General features: G+C 65.1%; 19 protein-coding genes. 7 read left to right on the top strand and 12 right to left on the bottom strand.

From position 1 onward, the window contains the following. Positions 1-10 precede the first annotated feature (10 nt). Positions 11-1,354, top strand: coding sequence for an argininosuccinate synthase (argG, locus tag PO768_RS09330; RefSeq protein ID WP_272645835.1), 1,344 nt, complete (start codon positions 11-13; stop codon positions 1,352-1,354). A gap of 95 nt (positions 1,355-1,449) precedes the next feature. Here argG and PO768_RS09325 read toward each other — a convergent pair whose 3' ends face one another. From PO768_RS09325 to PO768_RS09315, 3 genes are all read right to left on the bottom strand, one after another. Then, positions 1,450-1,617 (bottom strand): hypothetical protein, encoded by a 168-nt coding sequence (locus PO768_RS09325; protein ID WP_272645834.1) that lies wholly within the window; start codon positions 1,615-1,617, stop codon positions 1,450-1,452. Then, on the bottom strand, positions 1,614-3,170 hold the full coding sequence (locus PO768_RS09320; RefSeq protein ID WP_272645833.1) for an anti-phage dCTP deaminase: 1,557 nt from the start codon (positions 3,168-3,170) through the stop codon (positions 1,614-1,616). Before PO768_RS09320 ends, PO768_RS09325 begins: the two co-directional genes overlap by 4 nt. A gap of 522 nt (positions 3,171-3,692) precedes the next feature. Further along, positions 3,693-4,859: a hypothetical protein gene (locus tag PO768_RS09315; protein ID WP_272645832.1), complete on the bottom strand. Its 1,167-nt coding sequence runs from the start codon at positions 4,857-4,859 to the stop codon at positions 3,693-3,695. A gap of 309 nt (positions 4,860-5,168) precedes the next feature. Here PO768_RS09315 and PO768_RS09310 point away from each other — a divergent pair, with 309 nt between their 5' ends. The 5 genes from PO768_RS09310 to PO768_RS09290 all read left to right on the top strand — a co-directional run bounded on the left by PO768_RS09310 (position 5,169) and on the right by PO768_RS09290 (position 8,504). Beyond that, on the top strand, positions 5,169-5,627 hold the full coding sequence (locus PO768_RS09310) for a hypothetical protein (protein ID WP_269839716.1): 459 nt from the start codon (positions 5,169-5,171) through the stop codon (positions 5,625-5,627). 8 nt (positions 5,628-5,635) lie between these two features. Next, complete coding sequence (locus PO768_RS09305; protein WP_272645831.1) at positions 5,636-6,676, top strand: RNA polymerase subunit sigma-70; 1,041 nt, start codon at positions 5,636-5,638, stop codon at positions 6,674-6,676. A 95-nt stretch (positions 6,677-6,771) separates the two neighbouring features. Further along, on the top strand, positions 6,772-7,350 hold the full coding sequence (locus PO768_RS09300; protein ID WP_272645830.1) for a dihydrofolate reductase family protein: 579 nt from the start codon (positions 6,772-6,774) through the stop codon (positions 7,348-7,350). 88 nt (positions 7,351-7,438) lie between these two features. Beyond that, complete coding sequence (locus tag PO768_RS09295) at positions 7,439-7,927, top strand: DUF1579 domain-containing protein (RefSeq protein WP_272645829.1); 489 nt, start codon at positions 7,439-7,441, stop codon at positions 7,925-7,927. Between the two features lies 1 nt (position 7,928). Then, a complete protein-coding gene (locus PO768_RS09290; protein WP_272645828.1) occupies positions 7,929-8,504 on the top strand; it encodes a YdeI/OmpD-associated family protein in 576 nt (191 codons plus the stop codon). A gap of 30 nt (positions 8,505-8,534) precedes the next feature. On the opposite strand, the gene PO768_RS09285 is transcribed toward PO768_RS09290, so the two are convergent. The 7 genes from PO768_RS09285 to PO768_RS09255 form a co-directional block, all read right to left on the bottom strand. Then, positions 8,535-9,023, bottom strand: coding sequence for a carboxymuconolactone decarboxylase family protein (locus PO768_RS09285; RefSeq protein WP_272645827.1), 489 nt, complete (start codon positions 9,021-9,023; stop codon positions 8,535-8,537). A 70-nt stretch (positions 9,024-9,093) separates the two neighbouring features. Further along, positions 9,094-10,038 (bottom strand): RNA polymerase sigma factor SigJ, encoded by a 945-nt coding sequence (gene sigJ / locus PO768_RS09280; protein ID WP_272645826.1) that lies wholly within the window; start codon positions 10,036-10,038, stop codon positions 9,094-9,096. A gap of 154 nt (positions 10,039-10,192) precedes the next feature. Then, positions 10,193-10,852, bottom strand: coding sequence for a PEP-CTERM sorting domain-containing protein (locus PO768_RS09275; protein WP_272645825.1), 660 nt, complete (start codon positions 10,850-10,852; stop codon positions 10,193-10,195). A 127-nt stretch (positions 10,853-10,979) separates the two neighbouring features. Then, positions 10,980-12,026: a tRNA preQ1(34) S-adenosylmethionine ribosyltransferase-isomerase QueA gene (queA, locus tag PO768_RS09270; protein ID WP_272645824.1), complete on the bottom strand. Its 1,047-nt coding sequence runs from the start codon at positions 12,024-12,026 to the stop codon at positions 10,980-10,982. 87 nt (positions 12,027-12,113) lie between these two features. After that, on the bottom strand, positions 12,114-12,353 hold the full coding sequence (locus tag PO768_RS09265; RefSeq protein ID WP_137944273.1) for a hypothetical protein: 240 nt from the start codon (positions 12,351-12,353) through the stop codon (positions 12,114-12,116). A 219-nt stretch (positions 12,354-12,572) separates the two neighbouring features. Further along, positions 12,573-12,884, bottom strand: a complete 312-nt coding sequence (locus PO768_RS09260) for a hypothetical protein (RefSeq protein ID WP_272645823.1) — start codon at positions 12,882-12,884, stop codon at positions 12,573-12,575. Next, complete coding sequence (locus PO768_RS09255; protein WP_272645822.1) at positions 12,881-13,306, bottom strand: DoxX family protein; 426 nt, start codon at positions 13,304-13,306, stop codon at positions 12,881-12,883. The genes PO768_RS09260 and PO768_RS09255 overlap by 4 nt, the downstream gene beginning before the upstream one ends. 143 nt (positions 13,307-13,449) lie before the next feature. Between PO768_RS09255 and PO768_RS09250 the strand changes: the two genes are divergently transcribed. Then, positions 13,450-14,370: a LysR substrate-binding domain-containing protein gene (locus tag PO768_RS09250; protein WP_272645821.1), complete on the top strand. Its 921-nt coding sequence runs from the start codon at positions 13,450-13,452 to the stop codon at positions 14,368-14,370. Here PO768_RS09250 and PO768_RS09245 read toward each other — a convergent pair. Further along, on the bottom strand, positions 14,349-15,122 hold the full coding sequence (locus tag PO768_RS09245) for a substrate-binding periplasmic protein (protein ID WP_272645820.1): 774 nt from the start codon (positions 15,120-15,122) through the stop codon (positions 14,349-14,351). The genes PO768_RS09250 and PO768_RS09245 overlap by 22 nt on opposite strands. Positions 15,123-15,230: 108 nt before the next feature. After that, positions 15,231-15,762: transglutaminase-like domain-containing protein (locus PO768_RS09240; RefSeq protein ID WP_272645819.1), on the bottom strand; the 532-nt coding region annotated here is incomplete at its 5' end.

The raw sequence follows: 15,762 nt of genomic DNA, 5'->3' as shown, positions 1-15,762 counted from the left end.
AAGTCTGATCGTGTCCGCAACCATCCTGCAAAAGATCCCCGCCGGCGACCGCGTCGGTATCGCCTTCTCCGGAGGCCTGGACACCAGCGCCGCCGTGCACTGGATGCGCGGCAAGGGCGCCGTGCCCTGCGCCTACACGGCCAATCTGGGCCAACCCGACGAGAGCGACTACGACGAGATCCCGCGCAAGGCCCTGGCCTACGGCGCCGAGATCGCCCGCCTGATCGACTGCCGCGCGCAGCTGGTGGCCGAGGGCATCGCCGCGATCCAGTGCGGTGCCTTCCACATCAAGAGCGGCGGCGCCACCTACTTCAACACCACCCCGCTGGGCCGCGCCGTGACCGGCACCGCGCTGGTGGTGGCGATGCGCGACGACGGCGTCAACATCTGGGGCGACGGCTCGACCTACAAGGGCAACGACATCGAGCGCTTCTACCGCTACGGCCTCTTGGCCAACCCGGCGCTGAAGATCTACAAGCCCTGGCTGGACCAGAGCTTCATCGACGAGCTGGGCGGCCGCAAGGAGATGAGCGAGTACCTGATCGCCCACGGCTTCGACTACAAGATGAGCGTCGAGAAGGCCTACTCGACCGACTCGAACATGCTGGGCGCCACCCATGAGGCCAAGGACCTGGAGTTCCTGAACGCCGGCATGAACATCGTCAAGCCCATCATGGGCGTGGCCTTCTGGCGCGAGGACGTGGTGGTCAAGGCCGAGACCGTGACCGTGCGCTTCGAGGAAGGCGTGCCCGTGGCCCTGAACGGCCGGACCTTCGCCAACGCGGTGGAGCTGTTCGCCGAGGCCAATGTGATCGGCGGCCGCCACGGCCTGGGCATGTGCGACCAGATCGAAAACCGCATCATCGAGGCCAAGAGCCGCGGCATCTACGAAGCCCCCGGCATGGCCTTGCTGCACATCGCCTACGAGCGCCTGGTGACCGGCATCCACAACGAGGACACCATCGAGCAGTACCGCATGAACGGCATGAAGCTGGGCCGCCTGCTGTACCAGGGCCGCTGGTTCGACCCGCAATGCCTGATGCTGCGCGAAACCGCCCAGCGCTGGGTGGCCCGCGCCATCACCGGCGAGGTGACGCTGGAACTGCGTCGCGGCAATGACTACAGCATCATGGACACCGTCAGCCCCAACCTGACCTATGCGCCAGAGCGCCTGTCGATGGAAAAGGTCGAAGACGCCGCCTTCACCCCGGCCGACCGCATCGGCCAGCTGACCATGCGCAATCTGGACATCATCGACACCCGCCAAAAGCTGGGCATCTACAGCGCCACCGGACTGCTGGGCAGCCAGAGCGAAGGCAGCGTGAAGCTGCTGACGGGGGGCGGGACGGACTGAGAGACTGACCAACTGAAATGAGCAACGGCCGCATTAGCGGCCGTTTTCGGTTTTAGGAAGGCTGAATTAGAGCCTTCTTCTAGTGCGCACTCGCATTAGCTTTTCTTCTTGGGAGTCTGCGTAGTAATCGCTGCCGCAGCTCTTGGTGTTGGGTAGGTGAGAGTAGCGAGTTGCGCCGACTCTTTCATCACTTCGCGAAGTTGCTGAACTTCCTTCTTTGCAGCAACAAACTGGCCCATAAATGACTTGTACTGCAGGTTCATTTTTTGCTCCTTCCTTTTTTGGCTGAAGGCAACGGCAAAGTTGCATCCACTGCGAACGCCTCAGCAAATGTATACGTAAACACGAATCGCTTGATTCTAGGAGCCGCCGCCTGCTCGTCAAGAGCTCTAATTTTACCTTCATTAGTCTTGCGGCTGCCCTGAAATTCAAAGAAATCCATGTAACGGCGTGGAGCAACCCCAACGAACGCCCGGAAATTTACTCTGTTCGATGATGCCTCCACCGGCTCCACACTAATCGAATCTCCGAACAGATCCGATGCTCTGCTCTTCTCGTAAGGTTCAATAAAAACAACTTCCCGAACGCCGGATGAAACAATATGTCGGGCACAAATGTGACATGGAAATGTCGTGCAGAAGAGACGTGAATTTTGCAAGCTCACCCCGACCCTGGCGGCTTGAGTGATTGCGGCCATTTCAGCATGTACTGCACGGCCAAACTCAATTACATCAAATATCTGCGAATCTTTTAGATAAGCGCCGTTATGGAAAAGCGCTTCATCCGTAAGGTCTGCATTACTTTTTTCATCCAATTCTTTACTAATGAACCCCTTACTTCTGAGTCGAGCGAATACATCTTCGACGATTTCTTTTTTTATTGTTACGTTGGAGTCCGTTCCCCGCTCGAAGTCACGATCCACCGGATAGTCTTCGCCCCAATAGAGTCCACCGCCGAACTTCGGAACTTCATTGCAGCCAGTAGTCAACAAATCACCGTCGCTTGAAACAACAGCTGCTCCGACTTGCCTAGAAAGGTCAAGTGATCTGAGAGCTGCCGCCTTGGCGAAAAACATGGCCTGCTCGTCGCGCGTGGGAGATATATAAGGATTCCCGAAAGTTAGCTGCGTTAATCTCTTTAAATTTTTCTCAAGATCAGGGCGAGATTCGCTCGTAACAAAGAAATCGGCAAGAGGAAATGTTTTTCCAACTTTTTGACCAAGCTTCTTTCCCTCTTCATCATGGTCAATAGTTATAAGCTCAGTCGCATACCTTTCTGCTTGAGTTTTATCTTTTGACAAAGAAGTCGATATTGCCTTCTTCAAAAATTGGCTACGCCATAACTTCGACGCATAGACAGATATTAATGTAAAAGCTTTTCCGTAAACCTGTCTGAAAAGCTCTACTTCTTCTGGTCTTTTAAATGATCGAACCAAGTAGGCCACGCGCTGAGCCGGCTTTCTGACATCGCCAGTTTTATTTTTTCTGACTTCACGTATTGCTGCAATTGCTAGTCTCGCAACTACATCAGCCTGACCCGTCTCTTCCCTTAGTCTTGTGCCTCGGGCCATGAGAGACTTAACACGCTCATAGGAGTTTGAAAAGCTTGATGACTCCCTTAAATAGGCTGTTATCAAGTCACTTAATCGTATTTCTACAACTTCGTACTGAACAGTTTTTAGTTGATTCTTTAGAACATCGCAGACCTTGTCTAGATCTATGCCAGTTGGGCCTACAAAGCCGAAAACTAACTCTATATTTGCAGAATTAGAGGCATCTATCCCTTGAGTATCCAAAATGTCATTTTTGATATTCACCTTCTTTGCACTCAGCCTCATAGGCGCCCGTTTCTGCGTGCGCCCTACGGCCATCGTCTGTTTCGGTCTAGATGCCATGCGATCCCTTGAATCTGGTAACCATTCGCTTTAACCGAAGTGTCAACAATTCAACAACTCACCATCTAAGTGCAAACCCTTCCAACTCGGCATCAACTCCCGAAGCTTGTACCAACGGTACCTGAGGATCATGTCTCCCGCTTTCCGCAACCCGACGGAGCCAGAACTAGCGGCACGCCGAGGCCAGCGGGCAAGTGACTTCGCTCCTGTCCCCCGGCCTGCGGCCTCCTCCTTGACCTCGCTGCGCCACTCACCCACTGCCCTCGGCAACTGGCGCTCTGCCGTCCCCAGAGAACCCGACGACCGTTGGCAGATCAGGTCGGCTGGGTGTTCTGCATGGCGAGGTAAATGAGGAGGCCGCAGGCGGGGGACTGAGCCCGGACACAATCAGTCCTAAGGACTGGTTGTGCCACCACACCAACTTTGATCCCTGCGCAGACCAGCCTAGTGGGATGCTTTCAGGCGCCAGCGGTCAATCACCTTGATCAGCCACTTGGAAATTGCCCGGTGATCTTGCAGGGAGGCATGCCAATGACAGCCCTGGACATCGAGGGCCGCCATGTCAATGCCGAAGTAGTCGACTCGTGAATATCCCGCCAGCTTGTGACGGGCCATGACTTCGCGCACGCTGTCCCGCAGGCGAGGATCGGCCGTTTCAGGAACGCCGAGCACGAACAATGCATGGCTTCCGTATTGGCTCCGGAGTGCACTCAGGAAGGCAACATAGGCCGCTTCGAACTTCGGCGCCAGCGTCCCCACATTCCATCGCTTGCTGTCATCGATGAATGCAAAGTCGGGCCCCCCGAGCGTCACCACCACCACGCTCGGATTCCAGTGTTCTGGCTTTGCCCACACACTCAGGGGATCGTGGAGGATGGTTCTGCCGGCAAAGGTCCTGTAATCGGTGCCCGGGAACCCGTCTGCATAGTTCCTCACCATGCCAAGGCCGGAATAGGCATTGAGCTGGAGTTCGGCGTCATAGTGTTTGGCGGTCAAGCCGGCAAAGGACAAGGCACTATTGGTGGAGGCCGAAACCTCCGCATCGGTGCATTCTCTTTTGGTCGATGCGTTGCCATAGCCAAGCGTCAGAGAGTCGCCAAAAAAGACCATCTGGTCCGCACGAGGTTTGGGAGCAGGCAGCAGCTGGTCGCCAGGTCGAACTTCGAAGCCGAAAAAGCGTCCGCTGGCGTGGGCCGACTCGTTTCGCTTGAATACCTTGATGCGATGCTCGCCAGCGCCAAGGCCCTGCACCCAGACGGTCCGGTTGCCCGGCTCCGAGATCACTTCCTTGTGCTGGCCGTCGATTTCAATATTGAAATGACTGCTGCTGTCGGCAAACTTGAGGCCGATCGCTGACCCGGCGAAGCGCCCTTCAAAATAGATGCCCGGCCAGCTGTACTCGACCGCATCGCGATGCTGCCTGACACGGCCCACGACATGAATGGACGCATGGTCGAATGGTGCGGCATCTCCTCGGTCGGCTTCGGGTTCCCTTGCAAGGCCGCCGTTGCCGCAGGCGCTGAGGAGCACACAGAGGAGCACACAGAGGAGCGCGCCAGACAACAGCGCCTGAAGGTGCCGGCCAGGGCCGGCGAGTGGCCACTGCTTCATTGCTTGCACTCGCTAGGCTTCGGTGTTGACAGGAAACTCATGGGCAGGCTTGAAGGACTGGCAGCTGGCTGAGGTTTGGATCTGCAGACCAGACCGGGTTTTCGCATTTTCCGGGAAGAGGGTCAGGCCTCCCATTTCACAAGAAATTTCGGTGTGATGGAGCGCCAGCACCAGGCCAGGTTGTCGCCGCATCCTCGCTCAAGACCTGACCCCGACTCTTCGATGCAACAACCCCAAAGGGTGATTCCCTGCCATGCCGCAGGTGGCCATACTGTCCGCCGCGAGGGTCACACCTTGAGGAGGACGAGCATGACGGGTTTGCTGAATCGCTTGTTCGGGCACCGGCCCGCCGAAGAACCGCTGGCGCCGCTGCTCGATCCGACGCTGGGCCTGCTGCGTTGGGACGAGGACGCCGAGGGCTGGGTGGGCGAGATCGCGCGGCCCGAGGCCGGCAGCGCGGCACGCCTGCATCTCGGCGCCGGCTCGGCCGGGACCTACCCGGCCGAAGCGATGCTCGATCTGCTGCGACCGCCATACCGGGAGTTCTGGCAGCTGACGCCGCTCGCCCAGGACTATCTGTGCAAGAACATGGACATTGATGACTGGCTGGCCGACCCGCAGGCCTTCCGGGTCCAGGGCCTGGAGTCCTACGGCCACCATCTGGCCGAGGGCGTCTACACCATCACCTTCACGAACGGTGACAGCGAGGCCGTCTGGAAGGTGCACTTCCAGGCCGGGCAGCCGGTCGGCTGCGGCATCGATGACTGAGGGCCTGCATGCACCCGCCGCCCGCCACGTCCGAGGAACTGCTCGCGCGGGCGCGCGGCGGTGATGCCGGCGCGTTCGACGCGCTGATCGCGCCGCACCGACGACGCCTGCACACCCATTGCTACCGCATGCTGGGATCGCCCCATGATGCGGACGATGCGCTGCAGGACGCCCTGCTGGCGGCCTGGCGCGGGCTGGCCTCGTTCGAGGGCCGCAGCGCGCTGGCCACCTGGCTGTACCAGATCGCCACCCACGCCTGCCTGCGCCTGCTCGCGCAGCAGCGCCGGCGCCGTCTCACCTCGCCCGACTACGGCCGGCCGTTCGAGACCACCGCCGAACTGGGCGAGATGGTGCTCGGGCCGGTCTGGCTGGAGCCGCTGCTGGATGAAGAGCAAGAGGGGGCGGATCAGGCCGACCCGGTCCTGCGGCTGCAGCGGCGCGAGCAGGTCGCGCTCGCCTTCGTCGCCGCGCTGCAGCACCTGCCCGCCACCCAGCGCGCCGTGCTGCTGCTGCGCGAGGTGCTGGAGTATTCGGCGGCCGAGACGGCCGCGATGCTGGGCGGCAGCGTCGCCGCGGTGAACAGCGCGCTGCAGCGGGCGCAGAAGTCGCTGAGGCAGCGGCTGCCGGCGGTGTCTCAGGCGGCCGAGCAGCAGGCGCTAGGCACAGCGGATCTGAATCGCCTGCTCGCGGCCTTCGTGCAGGCCTGGGAGGCCCGACATGTGGACGGGCTGGTGGCCTTGCTGACCGACGATGTGCGCTTCACGATGCCGCCGCTGCCGGCCTGGTTCGAGGGCCGGCACTTCGTGCAGCGCTTTCTGGCCGAGCGGGTGTTCGAGACGCCGTGGCGCTTGCTGCCGCTGCGCGCCAACGGCCAGCCGGGCTACGCCTGCTATATGAAATCGGCCGGCGACCGGCACTTCCGCCTCGGCGGGATCCTGCTGCTGCATCTGCGCGGCGGCCTCATCGCGGGCCTGCACAGCTTTCTGGACCCGGCGCTGCAGCGGCGCTTCGGCCTGGCCGCCGAACTTTTTGTCGAGCAGGAGCGATGAGTTCGGCCGAGGGTTTGTCTCTCAAGAGCTGACACGCCCCGAATCCCTCGGGGCCGTGGCTCAAGCAAACCTCCCTGGAGAAGGAAAGAAACCTCATGGCCAAGCTCATCATCAGCACCCTCTGCTCCCTCGACGGCTACTGCGCCGGGCCCGGCGGCGTCCTTGACGCCCTGCCTATGGATGCGGCCTTCGATACCCACAACCTCGAACTGATGCGCCATGCCGGCACCTTGCTGTTCGGCGCGACCACCTTCGCGCTGTTCCGCGACTTCTGGCCGCAGCAGAGCCCACAGGACCCTGAGCTCTCGCCGGCGGTGCGCGAGATCGCCCGCCTGATCGCGCCGATGGGCAAGCTGGTCGTCAGCGACGGGCTGGCGCCGGAGGATGTCGGGCCTTGGCACGAGACCGAGATCGTGCGGCGCGCCCAGGCGCATGCGCGCATCCAGGCCCTGAAAGCCAGCGCCGCGCAAGATTTGCTGATCTACGGCAGCCCGCTGCTGGCCAGCGATCTGCTGGCCCGGGGTCTGGTCGACGAGCTGAACCTGCTGATCGGCCCGGTGCTGCTGGGCGAAGGGCTGCCGGCCTTGCGCACGGGCCTGCCGGCGCCGCTGCGCCTGCTCGATGCGCGCCGGCTCGACGGCTCGGACACCCTGCGCCTGCGCTACGCCTGCTAGGCAGCGCGGCGCGGTCTGAGGCCTGCTGCCACAACGCTGTCCGGAGCCCCATGCACACTGCGGTTCCCGATTTAGCAGGCATCCGACCATGAGCCAGCCCAGCGCCGCCGACTTCGATTTCATCATCGGCCGCTGGGCCGTTCGCCATCGCCGCCTGAGAGAGCGCCTGGCGGGCTGCAGCGAGTGGCAGGAGTTCAGCGGCAGCTCGAGCACGCGGAAAATCCTCGGCGGCTTCGGCAATGTCGAGGACAACCTACTGGCCCTGCCGGAGGGCGAGTACCGGGCTGCGGCCTTGCGCTCCTTCGATCCGGCCAGCGGGCAATGGTCGATCTGGTGGCTGGACGCCCGCCGACCGCAGGGGCTGGATGTGCCTGTGGTCGGCCGCTTCGCCGAGGGCGTCGGCAGCTTCTTCGCCGACGACGCACTGGACGGGCGGCCGATCCGGGTGCGCTTCCTCTGGTCGGTGCCGGCCTCGGGGCTGCCGCGCTGGGAGCAGGCCTTCTCGGCCGATGCCGGCCAGACCTGGGAAACCAACTGGATCATGGACTTCAGCCCCGCCCCCACCGACACTGCCTGAGATGAGCACCCCCGCCCCGCAGTTCTTCCCCGATGCGCTGGCCTGGCGCGCCTGGCTGGAAGCCCATGCCGAGACCGCCACCGAGCTGCTGGTGGGCTTTCGCAAGGTCGGCACGGGCGCGGCCGGCCTGCGCTGGCCCGAGTCGGTCGACGAGGCGCTGTGCTTCGGCTGGATCGACGGGGTGCGCAAGCGCATCGACGACGCGCACTACCAGATCCGCTTCACGCCGCGCCGGCCCGGCTCGATCTGGAGCCAGGTCAATATCGACAAGGTCGCACGGCTGCAGGCCGAGGGCCGCATGAGGCCGGCCGGGCTGGCGGCCTTTGCGCTGCGCAGCGCCGAGCGCTCGGCCATCTATTCGCACGAGCAGGCCGAGACCGCCGAGCTGCGGCCCGCCGAGCTGCGCGAGTTTCGTCGCGCCGCCGCAGCCTGGGACTTCTTCGAGGGCAAAACGCCGCCGAGCTACCGCAAGCGGCTGCTGCACTGGGTCTGCAGCGCCAAGAAGGACCCAACCCGCGCGGCCCGCCTCGCCAAGCTGATCGCGGCCTGCGAGCGCGGCGAACAGCTGGGCTGGTGAGCCGGCGAGGAAAGCTCGCTGCCGGCCCGCTCAGGCCAGCCCGGCCTTGTCCAGACCGAAGGCCTTGTCCTGCGAGCCGGGCACGGCAGCGAAGCCGATGGCCAGCCGATTCCAGCCGTTGATGCCGACGATGGCGAAGCTCAGCTCGGCCAGCTCCGGCTCGCTGAAGTGCTCGCGCACCGCCTGGAAGTCAGTCTCGTGCACGCCCTGCGGCGGCAGCTTGGTCAGCAATTCCACCCAGGCCAGCGCGGCGCGCTCGCGCGGCGAGAACAGCGGCGACTCGTGCCACACGGCCATATGGTGCAGGCGCAGCGCACGCTCGCCGTGCAGGGTCGCTTCCTTGACATGCATGTCCACGCAGAAGGCACAGCCATTGAGTTGCGAGGCGCGCAAGGTAACCAGATCATGCAGCGCGGCTCCCAGCGTGCCTTTCTTGAGGGCCATGCTGAATTCGACATACTTTTTGAACAGCTCGGGGGCTTGCTGGGCGTAGTTGAGGCGTTGTTGTTGTTGCGACATGATGGAAAGCTCCTGGGTTGAGGGGGTGGTTGCTGCAGCAAGCACAGAGAGCGTTTGCCGCGCTCACTCCTCAAGACGAGGCAGCTGGTCCTTTTGTGACAGCGCAGGCTTCGGCCAAGCGACGCAACTTGTCCGGATTGCGCTGGGTGTGGATGCGGGTGATGCGCTGGCCATCGGTCTGCAGGCTCTGGGCCGAGTCCAGCCGGCCGGCGACAAAGCGCAGCAGCCCCCACTCGCCGTTCATGCGCACCAGTTCCAGGCGCTGCGGCGCATCGCCGCGCTCGCTGCGGCGCCAGTTGGCAAAGCACAGCTGGGCGATACGCCATCCGCCAACCAAGACCTTGCCGAAGCTGGGCACGAGGCCGCCGCCGTCGCTGATCAGCTCGGCGTCCTCGGCCAGCAGGGCTTGCAGCGCGGCGAAATCGCCTTTGCGTGCGGCCTCGGCAAAACCGGCCAGCAGCCGGTAGTGCTGGTCAGCAGATACGCGCTGGCGCGGCCGCCCGTCCTTCAGCTGCGCCTTGGCGCGCGAGACGATCTGGCGGCAGGCAGACTCGCTCTTGCCCAAGGTCTGTGCCAGCTCGGCATAGTCGGCATCGAAGACCTCACGCAGCAGGAAGGCCGCCCGCGCCTCGGGACCGAGGCGCTCCAGCAGGGCCAGGAAGGCCACCGAGATGTCGTCGGCCCGCTCCAGCAGGGCCTCCGGCGTGGCCGGCGCGTGCTGCTGATGGCTTGTCGGCGACAGTTCGTCCAGATCGAGCCGAGGCTCGGGTAGCCAGAAACCGACGTAATGGGCCCGCTGGGCTTTAGCGCTGCGCAGTCTGTCGATGGCCAGACGGGTGGTCACAGTGACCAGCCAGGCCTCGGCGTTGGCCAAGCCCGCCGTGTCGGTTTCGTGCCAGCGCAGCCAGACGTCCTGCACCAATTCCTCGGCGTCGGCCACCGAGCCCAGCATCCGGTAGGCAATGCCCTGCAGCCGGGGCCGCAGGCGGTCGAAAAGGCGGGTGGCGTCGTCCATGGCTGCTAAGACGTTGGGCGTGGTATGTTTGTGACATCAAACGCCACCACGCGCCATCCTTTGGCCTCGAGACTTTAAGGTAAGGCCGGATCAGCCATAAAAGCAAAAAGGCCCCGAAGGGCCTGGATCCAAGGCGGCGGGCCCGCTCAGAGGGTCAGATCTTGCGGCGGCGGGCGATGAAGCCCACAGCGGCCAGACCGGCCAGCATCAGCGCATAGGTCTCGGGCTCGGGCACGGCGCTCACATTGGAGGTGAACTCGGCGCGCAGGCCGGTGGGGTTGCCGACAGCCGACGCATAGTTGGTGACGACGAACTGCAGCGTGTTGACACCGGCATTGAAGCCGCTGCTGACCTCGGCGATGGCGGTCCAGTTGGTCAGGCTGTTGCTGGTCGTCGAGATCAGCTGGCCGTTCAGATAGAGCTCGCCGTAGTTGTCGGCAACCCAGCGGCCGCTGAAGGAAGCGGTGCTCGCGTTATAGCCCGTCAGGTCGAAGCTGAGGGTCCAGCTGTAGGTGCCGCTGGCGCTCGGGTCATAGCTGGCGCCCTGGTCGGCGGTCGGCGTCAGCCATTTGGAATCGGCGCTGTTGTCCAGCCAGTTCGGGAAGGGGAAGGCACTGTCGGAGGTCGCCGCGCCGTGGCCGCCCGTGCCGACGGCGGTGCCGGTCAGCGCGGTGAAGCTGTAGCTGCTGTCCACCTGGCCGGCGGCCAGACCGGCACCGGTACTGACCAGGCCAGGGATGGAGGCGGCCGACGCCAGAGCGCTAAAGGCGCTCAGGCCCAGGACGGTAGCGGCGCGTGCCAGATTCAGCTTCATGCGGGAACTCCCTCGGGTATTGATTCGGCGCGCTCTTCTGAGCGCTTGGCGAGAAGTATCGCCGCTGATCCAACTTCAGCCACTCCCCGGAGCGCGGGGGGCCGGGGAGCAAGCGGCGTGAAATAGCTCACGAACGACGCAGCAGCATCGCATCGCCGTAGCTGAAAAAACGATACCTCTGCGCGATCGCATGCCGGTACAGCGCCATGATGGGCTCATAGCCGGCAAAGGCCGAGACCAGCATCATCAAGGTGCTCTTGGGCAGGTGGAAGTTGGTCACCAGGCTGTCGACGACGCGGAACTCGAAGCCCGGCGTGATGAAGATCTCGGTCTCGCGCGCACCGGCCTGCAGCACGCCGCCCTGGGCCGCCGACTCCAGCGCCCGCAGGGTGGTCGTGCCGACCGCGACGACCTGGCCGCCGGCGGCCTTGCAGCGCGCGATGGCCGCCACCGTCTCGGGCAAGACCTGGAACCATTCGCTGTGCATCTTGTGCTCAGCCAGCTTGTCGACCCGCACCGGCTGGAAGGTGCCGGCGCCCACATGCAGGGTCACATGGGCGGTAGCTACGCCGCGCTCGGCCAGCCGCGCCAGCAGGGCTTCGTCGAAATGCAGGGCCGCCGTCGGCGCGGCCACTGCGCCGGGCTCCTTGGCGAAGACGGTCTGGTAGCGGCGCACATCGTCGGCGCTGTCGCCATGCTCGATATAGGGCGGCAGCGGCACATGGCCATGCTGCTCCAGCAGCGCGAAGGGATCGCCAGACAGGCGCAGGTGGAACAGGCCATTGTCCGGCCCGCAGCGGCCCAGCACCTCGGCCTGGAAGGACCCGTCGGCAAAGCTCACGATGGCGCCGGCTTTGGGGCTCTTGCTGGCGCGCATGTGGGCCCAGACTTCGTGCGTGCCGGGCAGCACGCGCTCCACCAGGGCCTCCACCGCGCCGCCGCTGGCCTTGGCGCCATACAGCCGCGCCTTGATCACCTTGGTGTTGTTGAACACCAGCAGATCGCCGGGGTTCAGCAACTCGGGCAGTTCGCGGAACACGCGGTCCACCAGGGCGGCCGCGCGGCCGTCAAGCAGGCGCGAGGCGCTTCGCTCGGCGGCGGGGTGCTGGGCGATCAGCTCGGGCGGCAGCTCGAAATCGAAGTCGGCAACCGTGTAGCGGGCGGGAGTGGACATAAGGGGGGTTGAGGGCCGGACAGACCCGTGCCAAACGCTGGGGGCAGGATTGTCACATGGCCGCCCACTCCCCCTCGGGCCACCGCCCTACTGGCCCCGGCGACGCCCCAGCAGAAAGCCCACCGCCCCAAGCCCGGCCAGCGCCAGCGCATAGTTCGGCGACTCCTGCTCAGCCCGAGCCTCGGCGGCGGACTGCGCGCCGGCCTTGTTGTTGTCAACGCGGCTCTGCGCCGTGAAAGACTGCGGGGATTCGAGGCCCGTGGTTGACACCAGGGCCGTGTCCCCGGCCGCCGCCCATGCAGCGCCGGCCATCGTGAGGGCCGCCATGACGATCAGTTTCCGAACTGCCAACGCTCGCATAGATACCTCCCGGTAGAACAAACAGATGGTTTCTACCGATAGCGGATTGCATATCTCATGCCAGGCCGGTTACCCCCGGATTCAGGCCCGAAACAGCCATGACGGCAGGCTTTTGCGCACCGGCTTGACGCAAGGCGCTCGCAAGGGCGGCAGGGAGCGGCCATTTTTGTGCGCCGCAACAAAGGGCTATTTGCGCTGGCAGGCCGGCGGATTGGTCATGCCGAAGGACAGCAGGTTGCCGCCGTTGATGGTGCAGCTGTAGTCCTTGCCATCGCGGCCGCGCAGGATGGCATAGGTGTTGGTGCCCGAGGTGGTGCGCGACTGCAGCTTCAGATCGGCCGGTGCCAGGCCCAGGGTGCCAGCCGATTCGGCGATGACGCGTTCGTCGCTGAGCATATTGGTGCTGCCGGCGACCGTTGAGCAGCCGGCCATCTGCAGCAGCAGAAGGGTGGCGCCGGCGGCGAGTGTCAGTGAGCGTGCGAGGCGTGTTGTTTTCATGGGTTCGGAGACTTCCTGCTTGATGAGGGTGGATGCTGCAAGGCGAGCGCGAGCAGGCAGACGATCAGCAGCACCGAGTACTCCGAACCGTTGCGACCCAGGCCCACGACGAACCAGCCCGCCTGCGCATGCACCAGTGCAATACCCATGGCGTAAAGGCCGGCCAGCACCAGGCACAGCGGCGGCACCCAGCGGCCCAGCACCAGCAGCACGGGGCCGACGATCTCCAGACCGGTGATGACTATGGCCAGCGCCATGCCGCCCGGCCAGCCCTGCCCCTGCAGCCAGAGGCCGAAGGGCTGGACCGCGCCGAACCAGGCCCGGGCCAGCCCATGCGCCGCGATCAGCCCCGCCAGCGTGAAGCGCAGCAGGGTCCAGGCCAGGGCCTGGCGTTGTTCGTGACGGAGCGGAAGCTGGAGCATGGGATGGCGATGGGATACTGGTGCTATGCCTGTGTGACAGCTTTTGCATCATCTCAAGCAGCGTCTCATGGGAGCAAACGGAACTTCTTGATGCTCAGGCTTAATTTCATTTGGCCTGGCCGCCAGCGATCGAGCACCGAGCTATGAACCCTCAACGCCTCCCCCCGCTGCCGGCGCTGCGCGCCTTCGAGGCCGCCGCCCGGCATATGAGCTTCGCGCGCGCGGCCAGCGAGCTGCATGTCACGCCCGCCGCGGTCAGCCACCAGATCAAGCAGCTGGAGCAGTGGCTGGGCCTGTCGCTGTTCCGGCGCAGCGCCAATGGCGTGCTGCTGACGGCCGCCGGCAGCGACTACGCGCTGCGCATCCGCGACGCCTTCGAGCGCCTGGTCAGCACCAGCTGCGCGGTGCGTGATCATCAGCAGCGGCCGGTGGTCAGGATTCGCACCCAGTTCAGTGTCGCCGCCCTGTGGCTGACGCCCCGCGTGGCGGCGCTGAGTCGCCAGCGCCCCGAAGTCGAGATCCGCCTGATCGCCGCGCTGCACCGCGCCAGCGGCGGCATGAACGCCGATATCGGCATCTACTTCCGGCGCGACGATCTGCCCGGCCACAGCCAGCTGCCGCTGCTGACCGGCCAGTTTCGCGCCTATGCGGCCCCGTCGCTGATCGGCCGCGCCCAGGACCTGCGACCGGCCGATGTCGCGGCGCTGCCGCTGCTGCACCTCAGCGCCGAAGACCGGGGCTGGCCCTCACCGGGCTTTGCCGAGTGGTTCGAGCAGGCCGGCGTCGCGGTGCCGGCCGCCCTGCCCGGCCTGCGCTTCAATCTCGCGCATCTGGCGGCCTCGGCCTGCCTGCTCGGCGCGGGCGTGGCGCTGCTGCCGGACTATCTGTGCGGCGACGCGCTGCGCCAGGGCAGCCTGGTGCCCATCCCCGGCCCGGCCTTGGACGCGCCCCACCCCTACTTCCTGATGTGCAAGGACGAACCGGACGAGGCCGTGGCCTGGGTGCGCGATGCGTTGCTGCGCGATGCCAGCGACGCGGCGTCTCACTGCCAGCGCGCGCCCTGACGCAGGAGCTCGGCGATACGGCCCCCGCTCTGCAGCTGGGCCAGGCCGGTATCGAAGGCCGCCGCCATGCGCTCGGTTTCCGTGCGGCCCTTGGCGAACACCGTGTACAGCGGCACCTCGCTGAGCGCCGGCTCCAGCCAGACCAGGCGGGCGGCCTGCTCGCGCAACTCGGTATCCAGCAGATGGAAGGCCACGCCCTTGTCGATCAGGGCCAGCTCGACCCGACCAGCCAGCAGCTTGCGCAGATTGGCCAGGTCGTCGACGGCCGGGTCCACCGTCAGCCGCGCGCGCTCGAAACGCTCGGGATTGGCATAGCCCAGCACCGTGCCGACGCGCAGGCCGGCCAGCTGCGACAGCTCGTCGACCTTCAGGCCGCTGCCGGCGCGCGCCATGAAGCCGATCCGGTTGATCAGGCCCAGGTCGCGCGGGAAGCGCATCGTGGCGGCCCGCTCGGGGCTGTGCCAGGTGCCGATCACGCCGTCGTGCAGGCCCTGGCGAAACTCCGACAGCGCCCGCGCCCAGGGCCGGAACGCCAGGCTCATGGTCCAGCCCGAGCGCTCCAGCGCCGCGCGGGTGATCGCGCAGGCGATGCCGCCCCCGGGCAGGGTGGCCGAGGTATAGGGCGGAAACTCGGTGGCCACCAGGCGGGCATGCGGCGGCGCACTGCGTGCCGCAGACGGCAGCAACGCCGCACCGGCCGTCAGTGCCAGCGCCGCGATCTGCCGCAGGCCGTCCCGACGCGAACTACTCATCACACAATCCCCAACGATTTGTGCGGCAAGCGTAGCGGAAGTTGATGAAAGCTCGCGGTCAGCGCGCCACATCAAAGCGCCGGAAGCGGACCGATGCCACGAACCGGCTCACAAGGGCTCGACCGTCACCGCCACCTTGGGGTGCGCCTGGCCGCCGCGGATCACGCCGCGCAGCGGTGCGACGTCGGCATAGTCGCGACCCCAGGCCAGCGTCACATGGTCGAGGCCCACCGGGATGTTGTTGGTCGGGTCCAGCGCCAGCCAGCCCTGCTCGGGGCACCAGACGGCCGCCCAGGCATGCGAGGCGTCGGCGCCGACCAGCTTGGTCTTGCCCTCGGGCGCCCGGGTCAGCAGGTAGCCGCTCACATAGCGGGCCGCCAGGCCCAGCGAGCGACAGGCGCCAATCATCACATGGGCAAAATCCTGGCAGACGCCGCGCTTGAGCGCCAGCGCCTCGGTCGCCCGGGTGCCGACATGGGTGGCCAGCGGCTTGTAGGCGAACTGGCGGTAGATCAGTTGCATCAGCGCCAGCGCGCCCTCGGCCAGCGGCCGGCCGGGCCTGAAGGCCTGGCGGCCGAAGGCGGCCAGCGCGGCGTCGCGCGGCACGAATTCCGAGGCCAGCGTGAACTCCACCGCCTCG

The sequence above is a fragment of the Paucibacter sp. XJ19-41 genome (assembly GCF_028462495.1).
In the GTDB taxonomy this organism is placed as follows: Bacteria; Pseudomonadota; Gammaproteobacteria; order Burkholderiales; family Burkholderiaceae_C; genus Roseateles_E.
The sequence above is the reverse complement of the archived record's forward strand: the minus strand, read 5'-3'. Positions and strand labels throughout refer to the sequence as shown.